At 59.8% G+C, this 14713-nt stretch carries 13 protein-coding genes; 5 read left to right on the top strand and 8 right to left on the bottom strand.

The window, feature by feature from the left end:
• Positions 1-43: 43 nt before the first annotated feature.
• From ispC to rpsB, 7 genes are all read right to left on the bottom strand, one after another.
• On the bottom strand, positions 44-1234 hold the full coding sequence (ispC, locus tag PseuLF5_RS07605; RefSeq protein WP_123465084.1) for a 1-deoxy-D-xylulose-5-phosphate reductoisomerase: 1191 nt from the start codon (positions 1232-1234) through the stop codon (positions 44-46).
• Complete coding sequence (locus PseuLF5_RS07600) at positions 1231-2037, bottom strand: phosphatidate cytidylyltransferase (protein ID WP_340133307.1); 807 nt, start codon at positions 2035-2037, stop codon at positions 1231-1233. The genes ispC and PseuLF5_RS07600 overlap by 4 nt, the downstream gene beginning before the upstream one ends.
• On the bottom strand, positions 2037-2792 hold the full coding sequence (gene uppS, locus PseuLF5_RS07595; RefSeq protein ID WP_340133306.1) for a polyprenyl diphosphate synthase: 756 nt from the start codon (positions 2790-2792) through the stop codon (positions 2037-2039). Before uppS ends, PseuLF5_RS07600 begins: the two co-directional genes overlap by 1 nt.
• A 13-nt stretch (positions 2793-2805) precedes the next feature.
• Positions 2806-3363 (bottom strand): ribosome recycling factor, encoded by a 558-nt coding sequence (gene frr, locus PseuLF5_RS07590; RefSeq protein ID WP_123465080.1) that lies wholly within the window; start codon positions 3361-3363, stop codon positions 2806-2808.
• Positions 3360-4103, bottom strand: a complete 744-nt coding sequence (gene pyrH / locus PseuLF5_RS07585; RefSeq protein ID WP_011332683.1) for a UMP kinase — start codon at positions 4101-4103, stop codon at positions 3360-3362. The genes frr and pyrH overlap by 4 nt, the downstream gene beginning before the upstream one ends.
• 209 nt (positions 4104-4312) lie before the next feature.
• Entirely contained in the window at positions 4313-5176 is an 864-nt protein-coding gene (gene tsf / locus PseuLF5_RS07580) for a translation elongation factor Ts (RefSeq protein WP_123465078.1), read from the bottom strand.
• Positions 5177-5366: 190 nt separating this feature from the next.
• Positions 5367-6104, bottom strand: coding sequence for a 30S ribosomal protein S2 (gene rpsB / locus PseuLF5_RS07575; protein ID WP_003222119.1), 738 nt, complete (start codon positions 6102-6104; stop codon positions 5367-5369).
• A 373-nt stretch (positions 6105-6477) separates the two neighbouring features.
• Between rpsB and map the strand changes: the two genes are divergently transcribed.
• From map to dapC, 3 genes are read left to right on the top strand one after another with little or no spacing between them, the layout of a single operon-like run.
• Positions 6478-7260: a type I methionyl aminopeptidase gene (gene map / locus PseuLF5_RS07570; protein WP_007964271.1), complete on the top strand. Its 783-nt coding sequence runs from the start codon at positions 6478-6480 to the stop codon at positions 7258-7260.
• Positions 7261-7301: 41 nt separating this feature from the next.
• Positions 7302-10004 (top strand): [protein-PII] uridylyltransferase, encoded by a 2703-nt coding sequence (locus PseuLF5_RS07565; protein ID WP_123465076.1) that lies wholly within the window; start codon positions 7302-7304, stop codon positions 10002-10004.
• Positions 10005-10047: 43 nt separating this feature from the next.
• On the top strand, positions 10048-11247 hold the full coding sequence (dapC, locus tag PseuLF5_RS07560) for a succinyldiaminopimelate transaminase (RefSeq protein ID WP_340133305.1): 1200 nt from the start codon (positions 10048-10050) through the stop codon (positions 11245-11247).
• Between the two features lie 48 nt (positions 11248-11295).
• Here the strand turns inward: dapC and PseuLF5_RS07555 are convergent, their stop codons facing one another.
• Positions 11296-12927, bottom strand: coding sequence for a Na+/H+ antiporter (locus tag PseuLF5_RS07555; protein ID WP_123465072.1), 1632 nt, complete (start codon positions 12925-12927; stop codon positions 11296-11298).
• A gap of 293 nt (positions 12928-13220) precedes the next feature.
• On the opposite strand from PseuLF5_RS07555, the gene PseuLF5_RS07550 reads away from it, so the two are divergent.
• Together PseuLF5_RS07550 and dapD are read left to right on the top strand one after the other, a co-directional pair.
• A complete protein-coding gene (locus tag PseuLF5_RS07550) occupies positions 13221-13583 on the top strand; it encodes an ArsC family reductase (protein ID WP_123465070.1) in 363 nt (120 codons plus the stop codon).
• Positions 13584-13615: 32 nt separating this feature from the next.
• On the top strand, positions 13616-14650 hold the full coding sequence (gene dapD / locus PseuLF5_RS07545; RefSeq protein ID WP_123465068.1) for a 2,3,4,5-tetrahydropyridine-2,6-dicarboxylate N-succinyltransferase: 1035 nt from the start codon (positions 13616-13618) through the stop codon (positions 14648-14650).
• Positions 14651-14713: the final 63 nt, after the last annotated feature.

Raw genomic sequence — 14713 nt, 5'->3', positions numbered from 1 at the left:
GCAATCCCGTTCAGTGCCGCGTGTAGCCATTTTGTAGCAAAATCTATCGACCGTGACGCTGCAACCATTGCCCGGCCAGAACCCGCGCCTTCGCATCCGCAGTAAACACGGCTTCGAGATCGTCCAGGGCCACCACCGGCTCCAGACTCAAGACTTCCTCGATGATACTCGCGATTTCCAGGTAACGTACCCGTCCGTCGAGAAACGCCGCCACCGCTACTTCGTTGGCCGCGTTAAGCATCGCCGGCGCGCTGTCACCCGCTTCGGCAGCTTGCCGCGCCAGACGCAGGCAAGGGAAACGCTGCTCGTCCGGAGCTTCGAAGTCCAGACGCGCGATTGCAAACAGATCCAGCGGTGCCACGCCCGAATCGATGCGCTCCGGCCAGGCCAGGGCGTTGGCGATCGGCGTACGCATATCGGGATTGCCCAATTGCGCCAGCACCGAACCGTCCACATAGTCGACCAGCGAATGGATCACGCTCTGCGGATGAATCACGACCTCGACTTGCGACGGCCTTGCATCGAACAACCAGCAGGCCTCGATCAATTCGAGCCCCTTGTTCATCATGCTGGCCGAATCCACGGAGATCTTGCGCCCCATGGACCAGTTCGGATGGGCGCAGGCCTGGTCAGGCGAAACATGCGCCAGCTCGGCCATCGGCGTCTGCCGGAAGGGACCGCCGGAGGCTGTCAGTAAAATCCGACGCACGCCCACTGAGCTCAACCCACGAGCAAAATCCTGAGGCATGCACTGGAAAATCGCATTGTGTTCGCTGTCGATCGGCAACAGCACCGAGCCGCTCTTGCGTACCGCCTGCATGAACAAGGCGCCGGACATCACCAGCGCCTCTTTGTTGGCCAGAAGGATTTTCTTGCCGGCCTCGACCGCCGCCAGCGTCGGGCGCAACCCCGCCGCACCGACAATCGCCGCCATGACCGCATCGACTTCAGGGGCTGCAGCCACCTGACACAAGCCCTCCTCCCCGACCAACACACGGGTCGGCAGACCGGCCGCACGCAAGTCGTCCTGCAGGCCGCGCGCGGCAGCGACTTCCGGCACCACGGCGAACTGCGGCACATGGCGCACACACAGGGCGAACAGCTCACTCAGGCGAGTGAAGCCGCTCAGTGCGAACACCTGATAGCGCTCAGGGTGACGAGCAATGACATCGAGGGTGCTCAGACCGATCGAGCCGGTCGCCCCAAGGACGGTAATCTGCTGTGGGCGACTCACGGTGCAGCCATCCACAACAGCACGGCAAATACCGGAATCGCCGCCGTGAGGCTGTCGATACGATCAAGCACGCCACCATGACCCGGAAGCAGATTACTGCTGTCCTTGATGCCGGATGAGCGTTTGAACATGCTTTCGGTGAGATCACCGACAACGGAAATGAACACGATCAGCGCAGCGCCGATCAGGCCTTTAAGCAGCTCGGCAACCGTCCAGTCGCGTACCAGACCGACAATGGCGGTAATCACCAGACTCAGCGCCAGACCGCCATAGACACCTTCCCAGCTCTTGCCCGGACTGACCTGCGGTGCAAGCTTGCGCTTGCCGAAAGCTCGACCGGAGAAGTAAGCGCCAATATCTGCGCCCCAGACCAGCACCATCACCGCCATGATCAACCAGTTGCCCAGTGGGTACTGCTTGATCTGCACCAGGCCTTGCCAGGCCGGCAACAGGATCAACAGACCGATCACCAGCTTGGTCGCCGCACTGGACCAGTGCTCGCTCGACTGCGGATAGGTCAGTACCAGCCAGGTCGCCACCATCCACCACAGTACTGCCGCGCCCAGCACCCACGGCGCGAGGCCGGGCAAGATGTACATGACGAACAGCATCAGCGCGACCGCGGCGGCATAACCGACACGGAACGTCTGGCCATTGAAACCGGCAAGCCGCGCCCACTCCCACGCGCCCAGACTGACCACCAGCCCGATGAACAGCGCAAAGCCGGAACCTTCGAGCAGGAAAAAACCGCACAAGGCGATCGGCAACAGGATCAGCGCAGTGATGATTCGTTGTTTAAGCATTAAACCCGGGCTCCAGCTTCAATCTGCTCACTCGTTTTACCGAAGCGACGCTGACGCGAAGCGAAATCGGCCAGCGCATTGCGCATGGCATCGTGTTTGAAGTCCGGCCAGAACAGGTCGGAGAAGTACAGCTCGGCGTAGGCCAGCTGCCACAGCAGGAAATTGCTGATGCGGTGCTCACCACCCGTGCGAATGCACAGATCCGGCAACGGCAGGTCGCCGGTGGCCAGACAGGTCTGCAGCAGATCCGGCGTGATGTCCTCCGGACGCAGGTGTCCGGCCTGGACTTCCCGCGCCAGACGCTGCGCAGCTTGTGCGATATCCCACTGACCGCCGTAGTTGGCTGCGATCTGCAGAATGAAGCGGTTGGCACCGGCGGTCATGGCTTCGGCCTCGCGCATCGCCGCCTGAAGCTCAGGATGGAAGCGCGAACGATCGCCAATGATCCGCAAGCTGATGTTGTTGTCGTTGAGGCGCTTGGCCTCACGACGCAACGCCTTGAAGAACAGATCCATCAAGGCGCTGACCTCATCGGCCGGGCGCTGCCAGTTCTCACTGGAAAACGCGAACAGGGTGAGCACTTCGACCTGGGCCTCAGCGCACACCTCGATCACTGCCCGTACAGCATCCACGCCCGCTTTATGCCCGGCGACACCCGGCATAAAGCGTTTTTTCGCCCAGCGATTGTTGCCATCCATGATGATCGCGACATGGCGCGGCACCGCGGACGGCGCAGTCTGCTTGGTCTTGTCCATTAAAACTCGACCCTTATACGGCCATCAGGTCTTTTTCTTTCTCAGCCAGTTTCGCGTCGATCTCGGCCACGTACTTCTTGGTCAGATCGTCGATTTCGCCAGTGGCGCGACGCTCTTCGTCTTCGCTGATTTCCTTTTCCTTGACCAGATCCTTCAGCGAGCTGTTGGCATCGCGACGGATGTTGCGCACGGCAACACGGGCGTCTTCGGCCACATCACGCGCCTGCTTGGTGAAACCACGACGGGTTTCTTCGGTCAGGGCCGGCATGCTGATCAGCAGCAATTCACCCAGGTTGGTCGGGTTCAGGTTCAGACCTGCACTGCCGATCGCCTTGTCGACAGCACCGAGCATGTTGCGCTCGAACGCAACCACTTGCAGGGTACGGGCGTCTTTGACGGTGATGTTGGCGACTTGCTTGATCGGGGTGTCCGCGCCGTAGTACGGCACCATCACGCCTTCCAGAATGCTTGGGTGCGCCTGGCCGGTACGGATACGGCCGAAGTTGTGAGCCAGAGACTCAACGGACTTCGTCATGCGCTCTTTGGCGTCTTTCTTGATTTCGTTGATCATTGTTGAACTTCCTCGATCAGGGTTCCTTCAGCGCCGCCGTGTACGATGTTCAGCAGGGCGCCGGGCTTGTTCATGTTGAATACGCGCAGCGGCATCTTGTGATCGCGGCACAGGCAAATAGCTGTCAGATCCATTACACCCAGCTTGCGATCCAGTACTTCATCATAAGTCAGATGATCGAACTTCTCGGCATGCGGGTCCTTGAATGGGTCAGCGGTATAAACGCCATCGACCTTGGTTGCCTTGAGCACGACATCGGCGTCGATTTCAATGGCGCGCAGGCAGGCTGCCGAATCCGTTGTGAAGAACGGGTTGCCGGTACCGGCCGCGAAAATCACCACGTCCTTGGAGTTCAAGTGGCGCATGGCTTTGCGACGATCATAGTGATCGGTTACGCCCACCATGGAAATGGCCGACATCACGATGGCCGAGATATTGGCACGCTCCAGCGCGTCGCGCATGGCCAGGGCATTCATCACAGTGGCCAGCATGCCCATGTGATCGCCTGTCACCCGATCCATGCCAGCCTTGCTCAAGGCCTCGCCACGGAACAGGTTGCCACCGCCGATCACCAGACCGACCTGAACGCCGATACCGACCAGTTGGCCGACTTCCAGCGCCATGCGATCCAGAACCTTCGGATCGATCCCGAACTCTTCCGAGCCCATCAGGGCCTCGCCGCTAAGCTTGAGTAGAATGCGTTTATAGCGAGCCTGATAACCACTGCCCTGCTGAGCCATTGCGAATCTCTCCTGCGGCGTATTAAAAATTCTTTGCGAGCTGTTTACAGCTGGCGTTCACTCTAGCTTGGCGCTGCTTCAGCGCCATCGGAACATGGCTTTGTAAGTCAGTTCCAAGTGGAAACCAATTAAAAATTGGTAACCCCATCTGAAAAGAGGCTGCGCGCGTGAGCGGGCAGCCTCTTTCGGGCGACAGTTGAAAAACCGTCTTATTGCTTGGCTGCAGCCAGCTGGGCAGCAACTTCTTCAGCGAAGTTGTCGACCGGCTTCTCGATGCCTTCGCCTACTTTGAAGTAGGTGAAGGAAACGATTTCTGCGCCGCCTTTCTTGGCCAGCTCGCCAACCTTGATTTCAGGGTTCTTGACGAACGCCTGCTCAACCAGGCTCGCTTCTGCCAGGAACTTGCTGATACGGCCTTTGACCATGTTCTCAACAATGTTTTCTGGCTTGCCTTTGATCTTCTCTTCGTTCAGCTGCATGAACACAGCTTTTTCACGCTCGATCGCTTCAGCCGAAACTTGCGAAGGCAGCAGGAACTCAGGGTTGCTGGCAGCTACGTGCATCGCGATGTCTTTGGCCAGCTCGACGTCACCGCCTTTCAGAGCCACAACAACACCGATCTTGTTGCCGTGCAGGTACGAACCTACAACGTCACCTTCGATACGGGTCAGACGACGGATGTTGACGTTCTCGCCTACTTTGGCAACCAGTGCTTCGCGAGCGGCTTCTTGAGCAGCGATCAGCGGAGCAGCGTCGGTCAGCTTGTCAGCGAAGGCTTTTTCAACGCTGGCAGCAACAAAGTTTTTGAAGTCGTCTTGCAGGGCCAGGAAGTCGGTCTGCGAGTTCACTTCCAGGATAACGGCAGCTTTACCGTCGTCCTTGATTGCGATTGCGCCTTCAGCGGCAACGTTGCCAGCCTTTTTCGCAGCCTTGATCGCGCCCGAAGCACGCATGTCATCAATGGCTTTTTCGATGTCGCCGTCAGCCTTTTCCAGGGCTTTCTTGCAGTCCATCATGCCTTCGCCGGTACGCTCGCGCAGTTCTTTAACCAACGCTGCAGTAATTGCTGCCATTTTCAAATTCCTCTTGGATAGGTTTTCAACCATTCCACCCGATCGAACGGGCGTTCAATTCTTCCCGAACCAGCTTGTAGCCGCTGCACGTTACAGATGCTGTAGCTGCGCCGCCGACAAATGGTTTTCGAGGTGGCAAAAAGGGGGCCAAGCCCCCTTTTTGCTTACTGAGTCAACGCCAAGGCGTCAATTACTCAGCTGCAGCCTGAGTTTCTTCAGCTGCGAATTCTACAGTGCCGCCAGCAACGTTGTTGCGACCACGGATAACAGCGTCAGCCATCGAACCCATGTACAGCTGGATAGCGCGGATGGCGTCATCGTTACCTGGGATGATGTAGTCAACGCCTTCCGGGCTGCTGTTGGTATCGACAACGCCGATGACCGGGATGCCCAGCTTGTTGGCTTCGGTGATCGCGATGCGCTCGTGGTCAACGTCGATCACGAACAGTGCGTCAGGCAGACCGCCCATGTCCTTGATGCCGCCCAGGGAGCGATCCAGCTTTTCCAGGTCACGGGAGCGCATCAGCGCTTCTTTCTTGGTCAGCTTGGCGAAAGTACCGTCTTCGGCTTGAACTTCAAGGTCACGCAGACGCTTGATGGAAGCACGAATGGTTTTGAAGTTGGTCAGCATGCCGCCCAACCAGCGGTGATCGACGTACGGCGAACCGCAACGTGCTGCTTCTTCAGCAACGATCTTGCCAGCGGAACGCTTGGTGCCGACGAACAGAATCTTGTTTTTGCCCTGGGCCAGACGCTCTACGAAAGTCAGAGCTTCGTTGAACATTGGCAGGGTTTTTTCAAGGTTGATGATGTGAATCTTGTTACGCGCGCCGAAAATGTACTTACCCATTTTCGGATTCCAGTAACGGGTTTGGTGACCGAAGTGCACACCGGCCTTCAGCATATCGCGCATGTTGACTTGGGACATGATAGTTCCTTAATAAGTCGGGTTTGGCCTCCACGTATCCCAATGACCAACCAGTGGCATAAAGCCAAAAGCACCCAGGTCATCGTGTCGACACGTGTGTGGATTTAAGCTTTTCGGGGTATCCCCGGAAAGCGGCGCATTTTATACCACAGGGTGCGCAGAAACGGAACCCGGAATCTGTAATCGCACCCGGGACATGGACGCAACCCCCTTGGAATCGCCTTCAAGCGCACCATTGTATAGAGAGACACGATGCACGCAGGCGCGGATTTGCTCCTTTCGTCTGTTAGAATCGGGTTTTTCAGGGTCGCAAAACGCACATGTGCCACCCAATACGTATCAACAAGCGCCGCCGAGCGCAGAGAGAGCCTGTATGACCGTCAACCTCAAAACCCCCGAGGACATCGCTGGCATGCGTGTCGCCGGCAAACTGGCCGCCGATGTGCTGGAAATGATTGCCGAACACGTCAAACCGGGCGTTACCACCGATCAACTGAACCAGATCTGCCACGACTACATCGTCAACGTGCAGCAGGCCATCCCCGCCCCACTGAATTACAAGGGTTACCCGAAGTCGATCTGCACTTCGATCAACCATGTGGTCTGCCATGGTATTCCGAACGACAAACCGCTGAAAAACGGCGACACCCTGAACATCGACGTGACCGTGATCAAGGACGGTTACCACGGTGACACCAGCCGCATGTTCCACGTCGGCGAAGTACCGGTCTGGGCCGAGCGCCTGTCGCAAGTCACTCAGGAATGCATGTACAAGGCCATCGAGATCGTCAAACCTGGCTGCCGCCTCGGCGATATCGGCGAAATCATCCAGAAGCACGCGGAAAAGAATGGCTTCTCGGTGGTTCGCGAATTCTGCGGTCACGGCATCGGCAAGGTGTTCCACGAAGAACCGCAGATCCTGCACTACGGTCGCGCCGGCACCGGCATGGAACTGAAGGCCGGCATGACCTTCACCATCGAACCGATGATCAACCAGGGCAAGGCCGACACCAAGGTGCTGGGTGACGGCTGGACCGCGATCACCAAGGACCGCAAACTCTCGGCGCAGTGGGAACACACCTTGCTGGTCACCGACACCGGCTACGAGATCTTCACCCTGCGCGCCGACGACACCATCCCGCGCGTATCGGCCTGATCCGCAACGCTCCCAGCCTTATATAGAAGGAAAGCCAACCGATGCCGCAGGTGGATCCCGAACTCTTCGACCGCGGCCAGTTCCAGGCAGAACTGGCTCTGAAAGCGAGTCCTATCGCGGCGTTCAAAAAGGCGATCCGCCAGGCACGCGAAGTGCTCGACGCGCGTTTTCGCAGTGGCCGCGATATCCGCAGGCTGATCGAAGACCGCGCCTGGTTCGTCGACAATATCCTGCAAAAGGCCTGGGAGCAGTTCAACTGGAGCGAGGACGCCGACATCGCGCTGGTTGCGGTCGGCGGTTATGGCCGGGGGGAGTTGCATCCCTACTCCGACATCGACTTGCTGATCCTGCTGGACAGCGCCGATCACGAAGTTTTCCGTGATTCCATTGAGCGTTTTCTGACCTTGCTGTGGGACATCGGCCTGGAAGTAGGTCAGAGCGTTCGCTCGGTCGACGAGTGTGCCGAAGAGGCCCGTGCTGACCTGACGGTGGTCACCAACCTCATGGAAAGCCGCACCATCTGCGGCCCCGAGCATCTGCGCCAGCGCATGCTCGACGTCACCAGCACTGCGCACATGTGGCCGGCCAAGGAGTTCTTCCTGGCCAAGCGCGCCGAACAGAAGGCCCGTCACCACAAATACAACGACACCGAATACAACCTGGAACCCAACGTCAAAGGCTCGCCGGGCGGCCTGCGGGATATCCAGACGATTCTGTGGGTGGCCCGTCGTCAATACGGCACCCTCAACCTGCGCGCCCTGGCCGGCGAAGGCTTTCTGGTCGAGAGTGAAAACGCACTGCTGGCCTCCTCCCAGGAATTTCTCTGGAAGGTGCGCTACGCCCTGCACATGCTCGCCGGTCGCGCCGAAGACCGCCTGCTGTTCGATCATCAGCGCACCATCGCCGGGTTGCTGGGGTTTGAAGGTGACGACGCCAAGCAGGCCGTCGAAAACTTCATGCAACAGTATTTCCGCGTCGTGATGAGCATCGCTCAACTCAGCGACCTGATCATCCAGCATTTCGAGGAAGTCATCCTCGCCCCCGAAGATGAAGCACCGCCGCAGCCAATCAATTCGCGCTTCCAACTGCATGACGGCTATATCGAAGCACGCAACGACAACGTGTTCCGCCGCACGCCGTTCGCCATGCTCGAGATTTTTGTGCTGATGGCCCAGCAGCCGGAAATCAAAGGCGTACGGGCAGACACCATTCGCCTGCTGCGGGAGAACCGTCACCTGATCGACGACAATTTCCGCAACGACATCCGCAATACCAGCCTGTTCATCGAGCTGTTCAAGTGCAAGATCGGCATCCACCGCAATCTGCGGCGGATGAACCGTTACGGCATTCTCGGGCGTTACCTGCCGGAGTTCGGCTTTATCGTCGGGCAGATGCAGCACGACCTGTTCCACATCTATACGGTTGATGCGCACACCCTGAACCTGATCAAACATCTGCGTAAGTTGCAGTACACCCAGGTGTCGGAAAAATTCCCGCTGGCCGCCAAGCTCATGGCCAAGCTGCCCAAGCCCGAACTCATTTACATGGCGGGGCTGTACCACGACATCGGCAAGGGCCGGCATGGTGATCACTCGGAGATCGGCGCGGTCGATGCCGAGGCGTTCTGCCAGCGCCATCAATTGCCGGTGTGGGACAGCCGCCTGATTGTCTGGCTGGTGCAAAACCATCTGGTGATGTCGACCACTGCCCAGCGCAAGGATTTGTCCGACCCGCAGGTGATCCACGATTTCGCTCAGGCCGTCGGCGACGAAACCCGCCTCGACTACCTGTACGTGCTGACCGTGGCCGACATCAACGCGACCAACCCGACCCTGTGGAATTCATGGCGCGCCAGCCTGTTGCGCCAGCTCTACACCGAGACCAAGCGCGCCTTGCGTCGCGGCCTGGAGAACCCGGTGGATCGTGAAGAACAGATCCGCCAGACCCAAAGCGCTGCGCTGGATATTCTGGTGCGCGGCGGCACCGATCCGGACGACGTCGAGCAATTGTGGGCGCAGCTGGGCGATGACTATTTCCTGCGGCACACCGCCGGCGACGTGGCCTGGCACAGCGATGCGATCCTGCAGCAGCCGGCCGATGGCGGGCCGCTGGTACTGATCAAGGAAACCACCCAGCGCGAATTCGAGGGCGGTACGCAGATCTTCATTTATGCCCCGGACCAACACGACTTCTTCGCTGTGACCGTGGCGGCAATGGACCAGCTCAACCTGAACATTCACGACGCCCGGGTCATCACGTCCAGCAGCCAGTTCACCCTCGATACCTACATTGTGCTCGACAACGACGGGGAATCCATCGGTGACAACCCGGCGCGGATCAAGCAGATACGCGAAGGCCTCACCGAAGCCCTGCGCAATCCGGACGACTACCCGACGATCATTCAGCGCCGGGTCCCGCGCCAGCTCAAGCACTTCGCCTTTGCACCGCAGGTGACGATCCATAACGACGCCCAACGCCCGGTGACCGTGCTGGAATTGACCGCGCCTGACCGGCCAGGTTTGCTGGCACGCATCGGCGGGATTTTCCTCGAGTTCGACCTGTCGCTGCAGAACGCCAAGATTGCGACCTTGGGCGAGCGGGTGGAAGACGTGTTCTTCATCACCGACGCGCACAACCAGCCGCTGTCCGATCCGCTGCTGTGCAGCCGTTTGCAGGATGCGATCGTTGAGCAGTTGAGCGTCAATCAGGAACCGGATATCAAACTTTCACGCATCAGTATTTGATGGCGCCCTCCAATTCAAACGCTTTGCACGAGACCCTGCACCAATGAACAACGCTCTGAACCAGCTCCAGCCGTACCCGTTCGAAAAGCTCCGCGCTTTGCTCGGTACCGTCACGCCAAACCCGAACAAGCGCCCGATCGCCCTGTCGATCGGCGAGCCGAAACATCGCTCGCCAAGTTTTGTCGCCGAAGCGCTGGCCAACAGTCTGGATCAGATGGCGGTATACCCGACCACCCTCGGCATCCCGGCCCTGCGCGAAGCCATCGCTGGCTGGTGCGAGCGTCGTTTCGGCGTGCCGAGCGGCTGGATTGACCCGGCGCGTAATGTGCTGCCGGTCAACGGTACCCGTGAAGCGTTGTTCGCCTTCACCCAGACCGTGGTCAACCGTGGCGATGACGCACTCGTGGTCAGCCCGAACCCGTTCTATCAGATCTACGAGGGCGCGGCGTTTCTCGCCGGCGCCAAGCCGCACTACCTGCCATGCCTGGACGAGAATGGCTTCAACCCGGACTTCGACGCGGTATCGCCAGAGATCTGGAAACGCTGTCAGATCCTGTTCCTGTGCTCGCCGGGCAACCCGACCGGCGCACTGATTCCGGTCGATGTGCTGAAAAAACTGATCGCTCTGGCCGACGAATACGACTTCGTCATCGCTGCCGACGAGTGCTACAGCGAACTGTACTTCGACGAACAGACGCCACCGCCGGGCCTGCTCAGCGCCTGCGTCGAACTGGGCCGCAAGGATTTCAAGCGCTGCGTGGTGTTTCACAGCCTGTCCAAGCGCTCCAACCTGCCGGGCCTGCGCTCGGGATTTGTTGCCGGTGATGCCGACATCCTCAAGGGCTTCCTGCTGTATCGCACCTACCACGGCTGTGCGATGCCGGTGCAAACGCAACTGGCCAGCGTGGCCGCGTGGAACGACGAAGTGCACGTGCGCGCCAACCGTGCGCTGTACCGCGAGAAGTTCGACGCGGTCCTGGCAATCCTCAGCCCGGTGATGGATGTGCAGCGTCCGGATGGCAGTTTCTACCTGTGGCCAAACGTGCAAGGTGATGACGCGGTGTTTTGCCGGGAGCTGTTTGCCGAAGAACACGTGACCGTGGTGCCCGGCTCCTACCTGTCCCGCGACGTAGACGGTGTCAACCCGGGTGCCGGTCGCGTGCGCATGGCACTGGTTGCGCCACTGGCTGAATGCGTCGAAGCGGCGGAACGTATTCGCGCCTTCATCACACGGCACAAGTAAGCATCCGATTGCCCGCGCCAGACGCTCTGGCGCGGGCAACTCCGCAGGCTATTTGACCTGCCCCAGATTCGCCTCACTCAAATCCAGCTCACCCAAGACCTCCCGCAACACGTCATCGCCAATCTGATGCTGCCGACTGAGGCTATACAGTTCGAGGCGCTGCGCCCGTAGGGCCTTCAAACGCAGCCGGCGCTCCAGCAGATCCATCTGAAACGCCAGCGCCTGGGCTTCGGCGGAATCGTTGAAGACCTCAAGTTGATGGCGATACTCGGACATGATCCGCGCTTTCAGTTCCGCCGAGAGTGCCGCCTGAGCGGCGTCCTGCGGGGCGACCTCTTCGGTTTCCAGCGCATGGATCGCCGCCTCGGCAGTCTTGCGCCAGGCATCGCGCACTTCCTGGCGCCGCTTGTCGTCCGGGCTTTTTTCGATGCCCCGCAGCAACAGTGGCAGCGCGATACATGCCGAGATCAGCGACAGCAGAATTACCCCGGCGGCGATGAAGATCAGCAGGTCACGCTCGGGGAACGCCTCGCTACCCATCAACATCGGCACCGACATCACACCCGCCAGTGTCACCGCACCTCGCACCCCTCCGACGGTCAGCAGCCAGCAGGAGCGCGCGGTCGGCACTTGTGTCAGCTCGCCCTTGCCGCGCAAACGTCGCAGCAACACCGACAAGCGCCAGATACTCTGCACCCAGATAAACCGCAGCAACACCAGCGCGAGGAAAATCGCCACGACATCAAGGCAGCGATAGAACAGCGTCGGCCACAACGTCGGCTCGTGGCTGACCACGGCTTTGATGATGTCTGGCAATTGCAGGCCCAGCAGCAGGAAGATCAAACCGTTGAAGGCAAACTCCAGCAATGACCAGACGCTGCGATTGAGCAAGCGGGTGCTGGTCTGGCGTGGCAACAGATCGAGCCAGCTCTGCATCATCCCCGCCGCCACCGCCGAAAGAATGCCGGAAGCGCCCAACCGCTCGGCCAGCACATACGCCGCGAAAGGCAGCAGTAACATGAACACCACGTGGGTGGCCGGATCATCCCAGCCGCGAGCGATCATCCACGCACGCAAGCGCCCGACCAGCCAGCTCAGCGCGACGCCCACCGCCAGGCCACCAACCGCCACCAGTACAAACGTCAGGCTGGCATTGGCCAGCGAAAATACCCCGGTCACTGCGGCAGCGAGGGCGAACTTGAATGTCACCAGGCCTGACGCGTCGTTCATCAGCGCCTCGCCCTGCAACATGTGCATCAGTGGCGTCGGCAAGCGGTTCTGCGAAATCGCCGAGACGGCCACCGCATCCGTCGGCGACAGCACGGCGGCCAGGGCGAAAGCCACCGGCAGCGGAATCGTCGGCAGCAGCCAGTGAATGAAGTAACCCGCTCCGACCACGGTGAACAGAACGAGTCCGACCGCCAGGGTCAGAATCGGCCCGCGCAACTGCCAGAACTCGCGCTTGGGCATGCGCCAGCCGTCGGAGAACAACAATGGCGGCAGGAATAGAAACAGGAACAATTCGGGATCAAGGGCCACGTGCAGACCGAGGGTCGGCCAGGCGAGCAAGGCGCCAGCGGCGATTTGCACCAGAGGAAGCGGCAGCGGGATGACCCGTCCGACCAGACGCGAAACGCTGACCAGCATCAGCAGGATCAGGACGGTATAAGCGGTTTGCATAAAGCGGAAATCTCAGACGATCGACAGCGTTGAACTGCCATATTAGCCGCTTAGGATGCGTCTGGCGTTTGCACCTATGTCGCACGCGTACACGCCGCACCAATGTGGGAGCGAGCTTGCTCGCGAACACGGTGTGCCATTAACAGAGATTTTGACTGACACGGCCGCTTCGCGAGCAAGCTCGCTCCCACAGGGTTTTGCATTGCCAAATCGACCTGAGGCGCCGCGAACCGGTTTGGTCATGGCATAATCCGACACCATTTTTCTCCAGCACCTGTAAAGGGGGCGATTCCTTGACCGTTTCAAGTAAAACGTTGCACCTTTTCGGCATCAAAGCCTGCGACACCATGAAGAAGGCGCGCACCTGGCTCGATGAACACGCTGTCAGCTACGACTTTCATGATTACAAAACCGCCGGTATCGACCGTGAGCACCTGACCCAATGGTGTGACGAGCACGGCTGGCAAACGGTGTTGAACCGTGCAGGCACGACCTTTCGCAAACTCGACGACGAACGTAAAGCCGATCTCGACCAGTCGAAAGCCATCGAACTGATGCTCGCTCAACCCTCGATGATCAAGCGCCCGGTGCTCGATCTCGGTGACCGAACCCTGATTGGCTTCAAGCCAGACATCTACGCGGCTGCACTCCAGTAAGCAGCCCGTCACTTATTGCTAGAGGTATTCACATGTCCAAATCCCTGTTCAGCATCGCCTTTGGTGTCGGCACTCAGAACCGTCAAGGCGCGTGGCTGGAAGTGTTTTACGCCCAGCCACTGCTCAACCCGTCGGCCGAACTGGTCGCCGCTGTTGCGCCGATCCTCGGCTACACCGAAGGCAACCAGGCCATCGCCTTCACCACCGCGCAGGCTGCGCAACTGGCCGAAGCGGTCAAAGGCATCGACGCCGTGCAAGGCAAGCTGCTGACCCGTCTGGCCGAGAGCCACAAGCCACTGGTCGCCACCCTGCTGGCAGAAGACGCGCAGCTGACCTCGACACCTGAGGCCTACCTCAAGCTGCACCTGCTGTCCCACCGTCTGGTCAAGCCGCACGGCGTGAGCCTGGCCGGGATCTTCCCGCTGCTGCCGAACGTCGCCTGGACCAGCCAGGGCGCGATCGACCTGAGCGAACTGGCCGAGATGCAACTCGAAGCCCGCCTGCGCGGCGAGCTGCTGGAAGTGTTCTCGGTGGACAAGTTCCCGAAAATGACCGACTACGTGGTTCCGGCCGGCGTGCGCATCGCTGACGCCGCGCGTCTGCGCCTGGGTGCCTACGTGGGCGAAGGCACCACCGTGATGCACGAAGGCTTCATCAACTTCAACGCCGGCACCGAAGGCCCGGGCATGATCGAAGGCCGCGTGTCCGCTGGCGTGTTCGTCGGCAAGGGTTCGGATCTGGGCGGCGGCTGCTCGACCATGGGCACCCTGTCGGGTGGCGGCAACATCGTGATCAAGGTCGGCGAAGGCTGCCTGATCGGTGCCAACGCCGGTATCGGTATCCCGTTGGGCGACCGCAACACCGTCGAGTCGGGCCTGTACGTGACCGCCGGCACCAAGGTGGCACTGCTGGACGAGCACAACAACCTGGTCAAGGTGGTGAAGGCGCGTGAACTGGCCGGTCAGACTGACCTGCTGTTCCGTCGCAACTCGGAAACCGGTGCCGTGGAGTGCAAAACCCACAAATCGGCAATCGAGCTGAACGAAGCGCTGCACGCTCACAACTAAGCAGCACATCGACCTCCTGTGGGAGCGAGCTTGCTCGCGAAGCTTTTGGCGTATTCAAGAACG

Source organism: Pseudomonas sp. LF-5 (assembly GCF_037626295.1).
GTDB classification, from domain to species: Bacteria; Pseudomonadota; Gammaproteobacteria; order Pseudomonadales; family Pseudomonadaceae; genus Aquipseudomonas; species Aquipseudomonas monsensis.
Note: the sequence above shows the minus strand (reverse complement) of the source record. Positions and strands in the feature narration are given on the sequence as shown.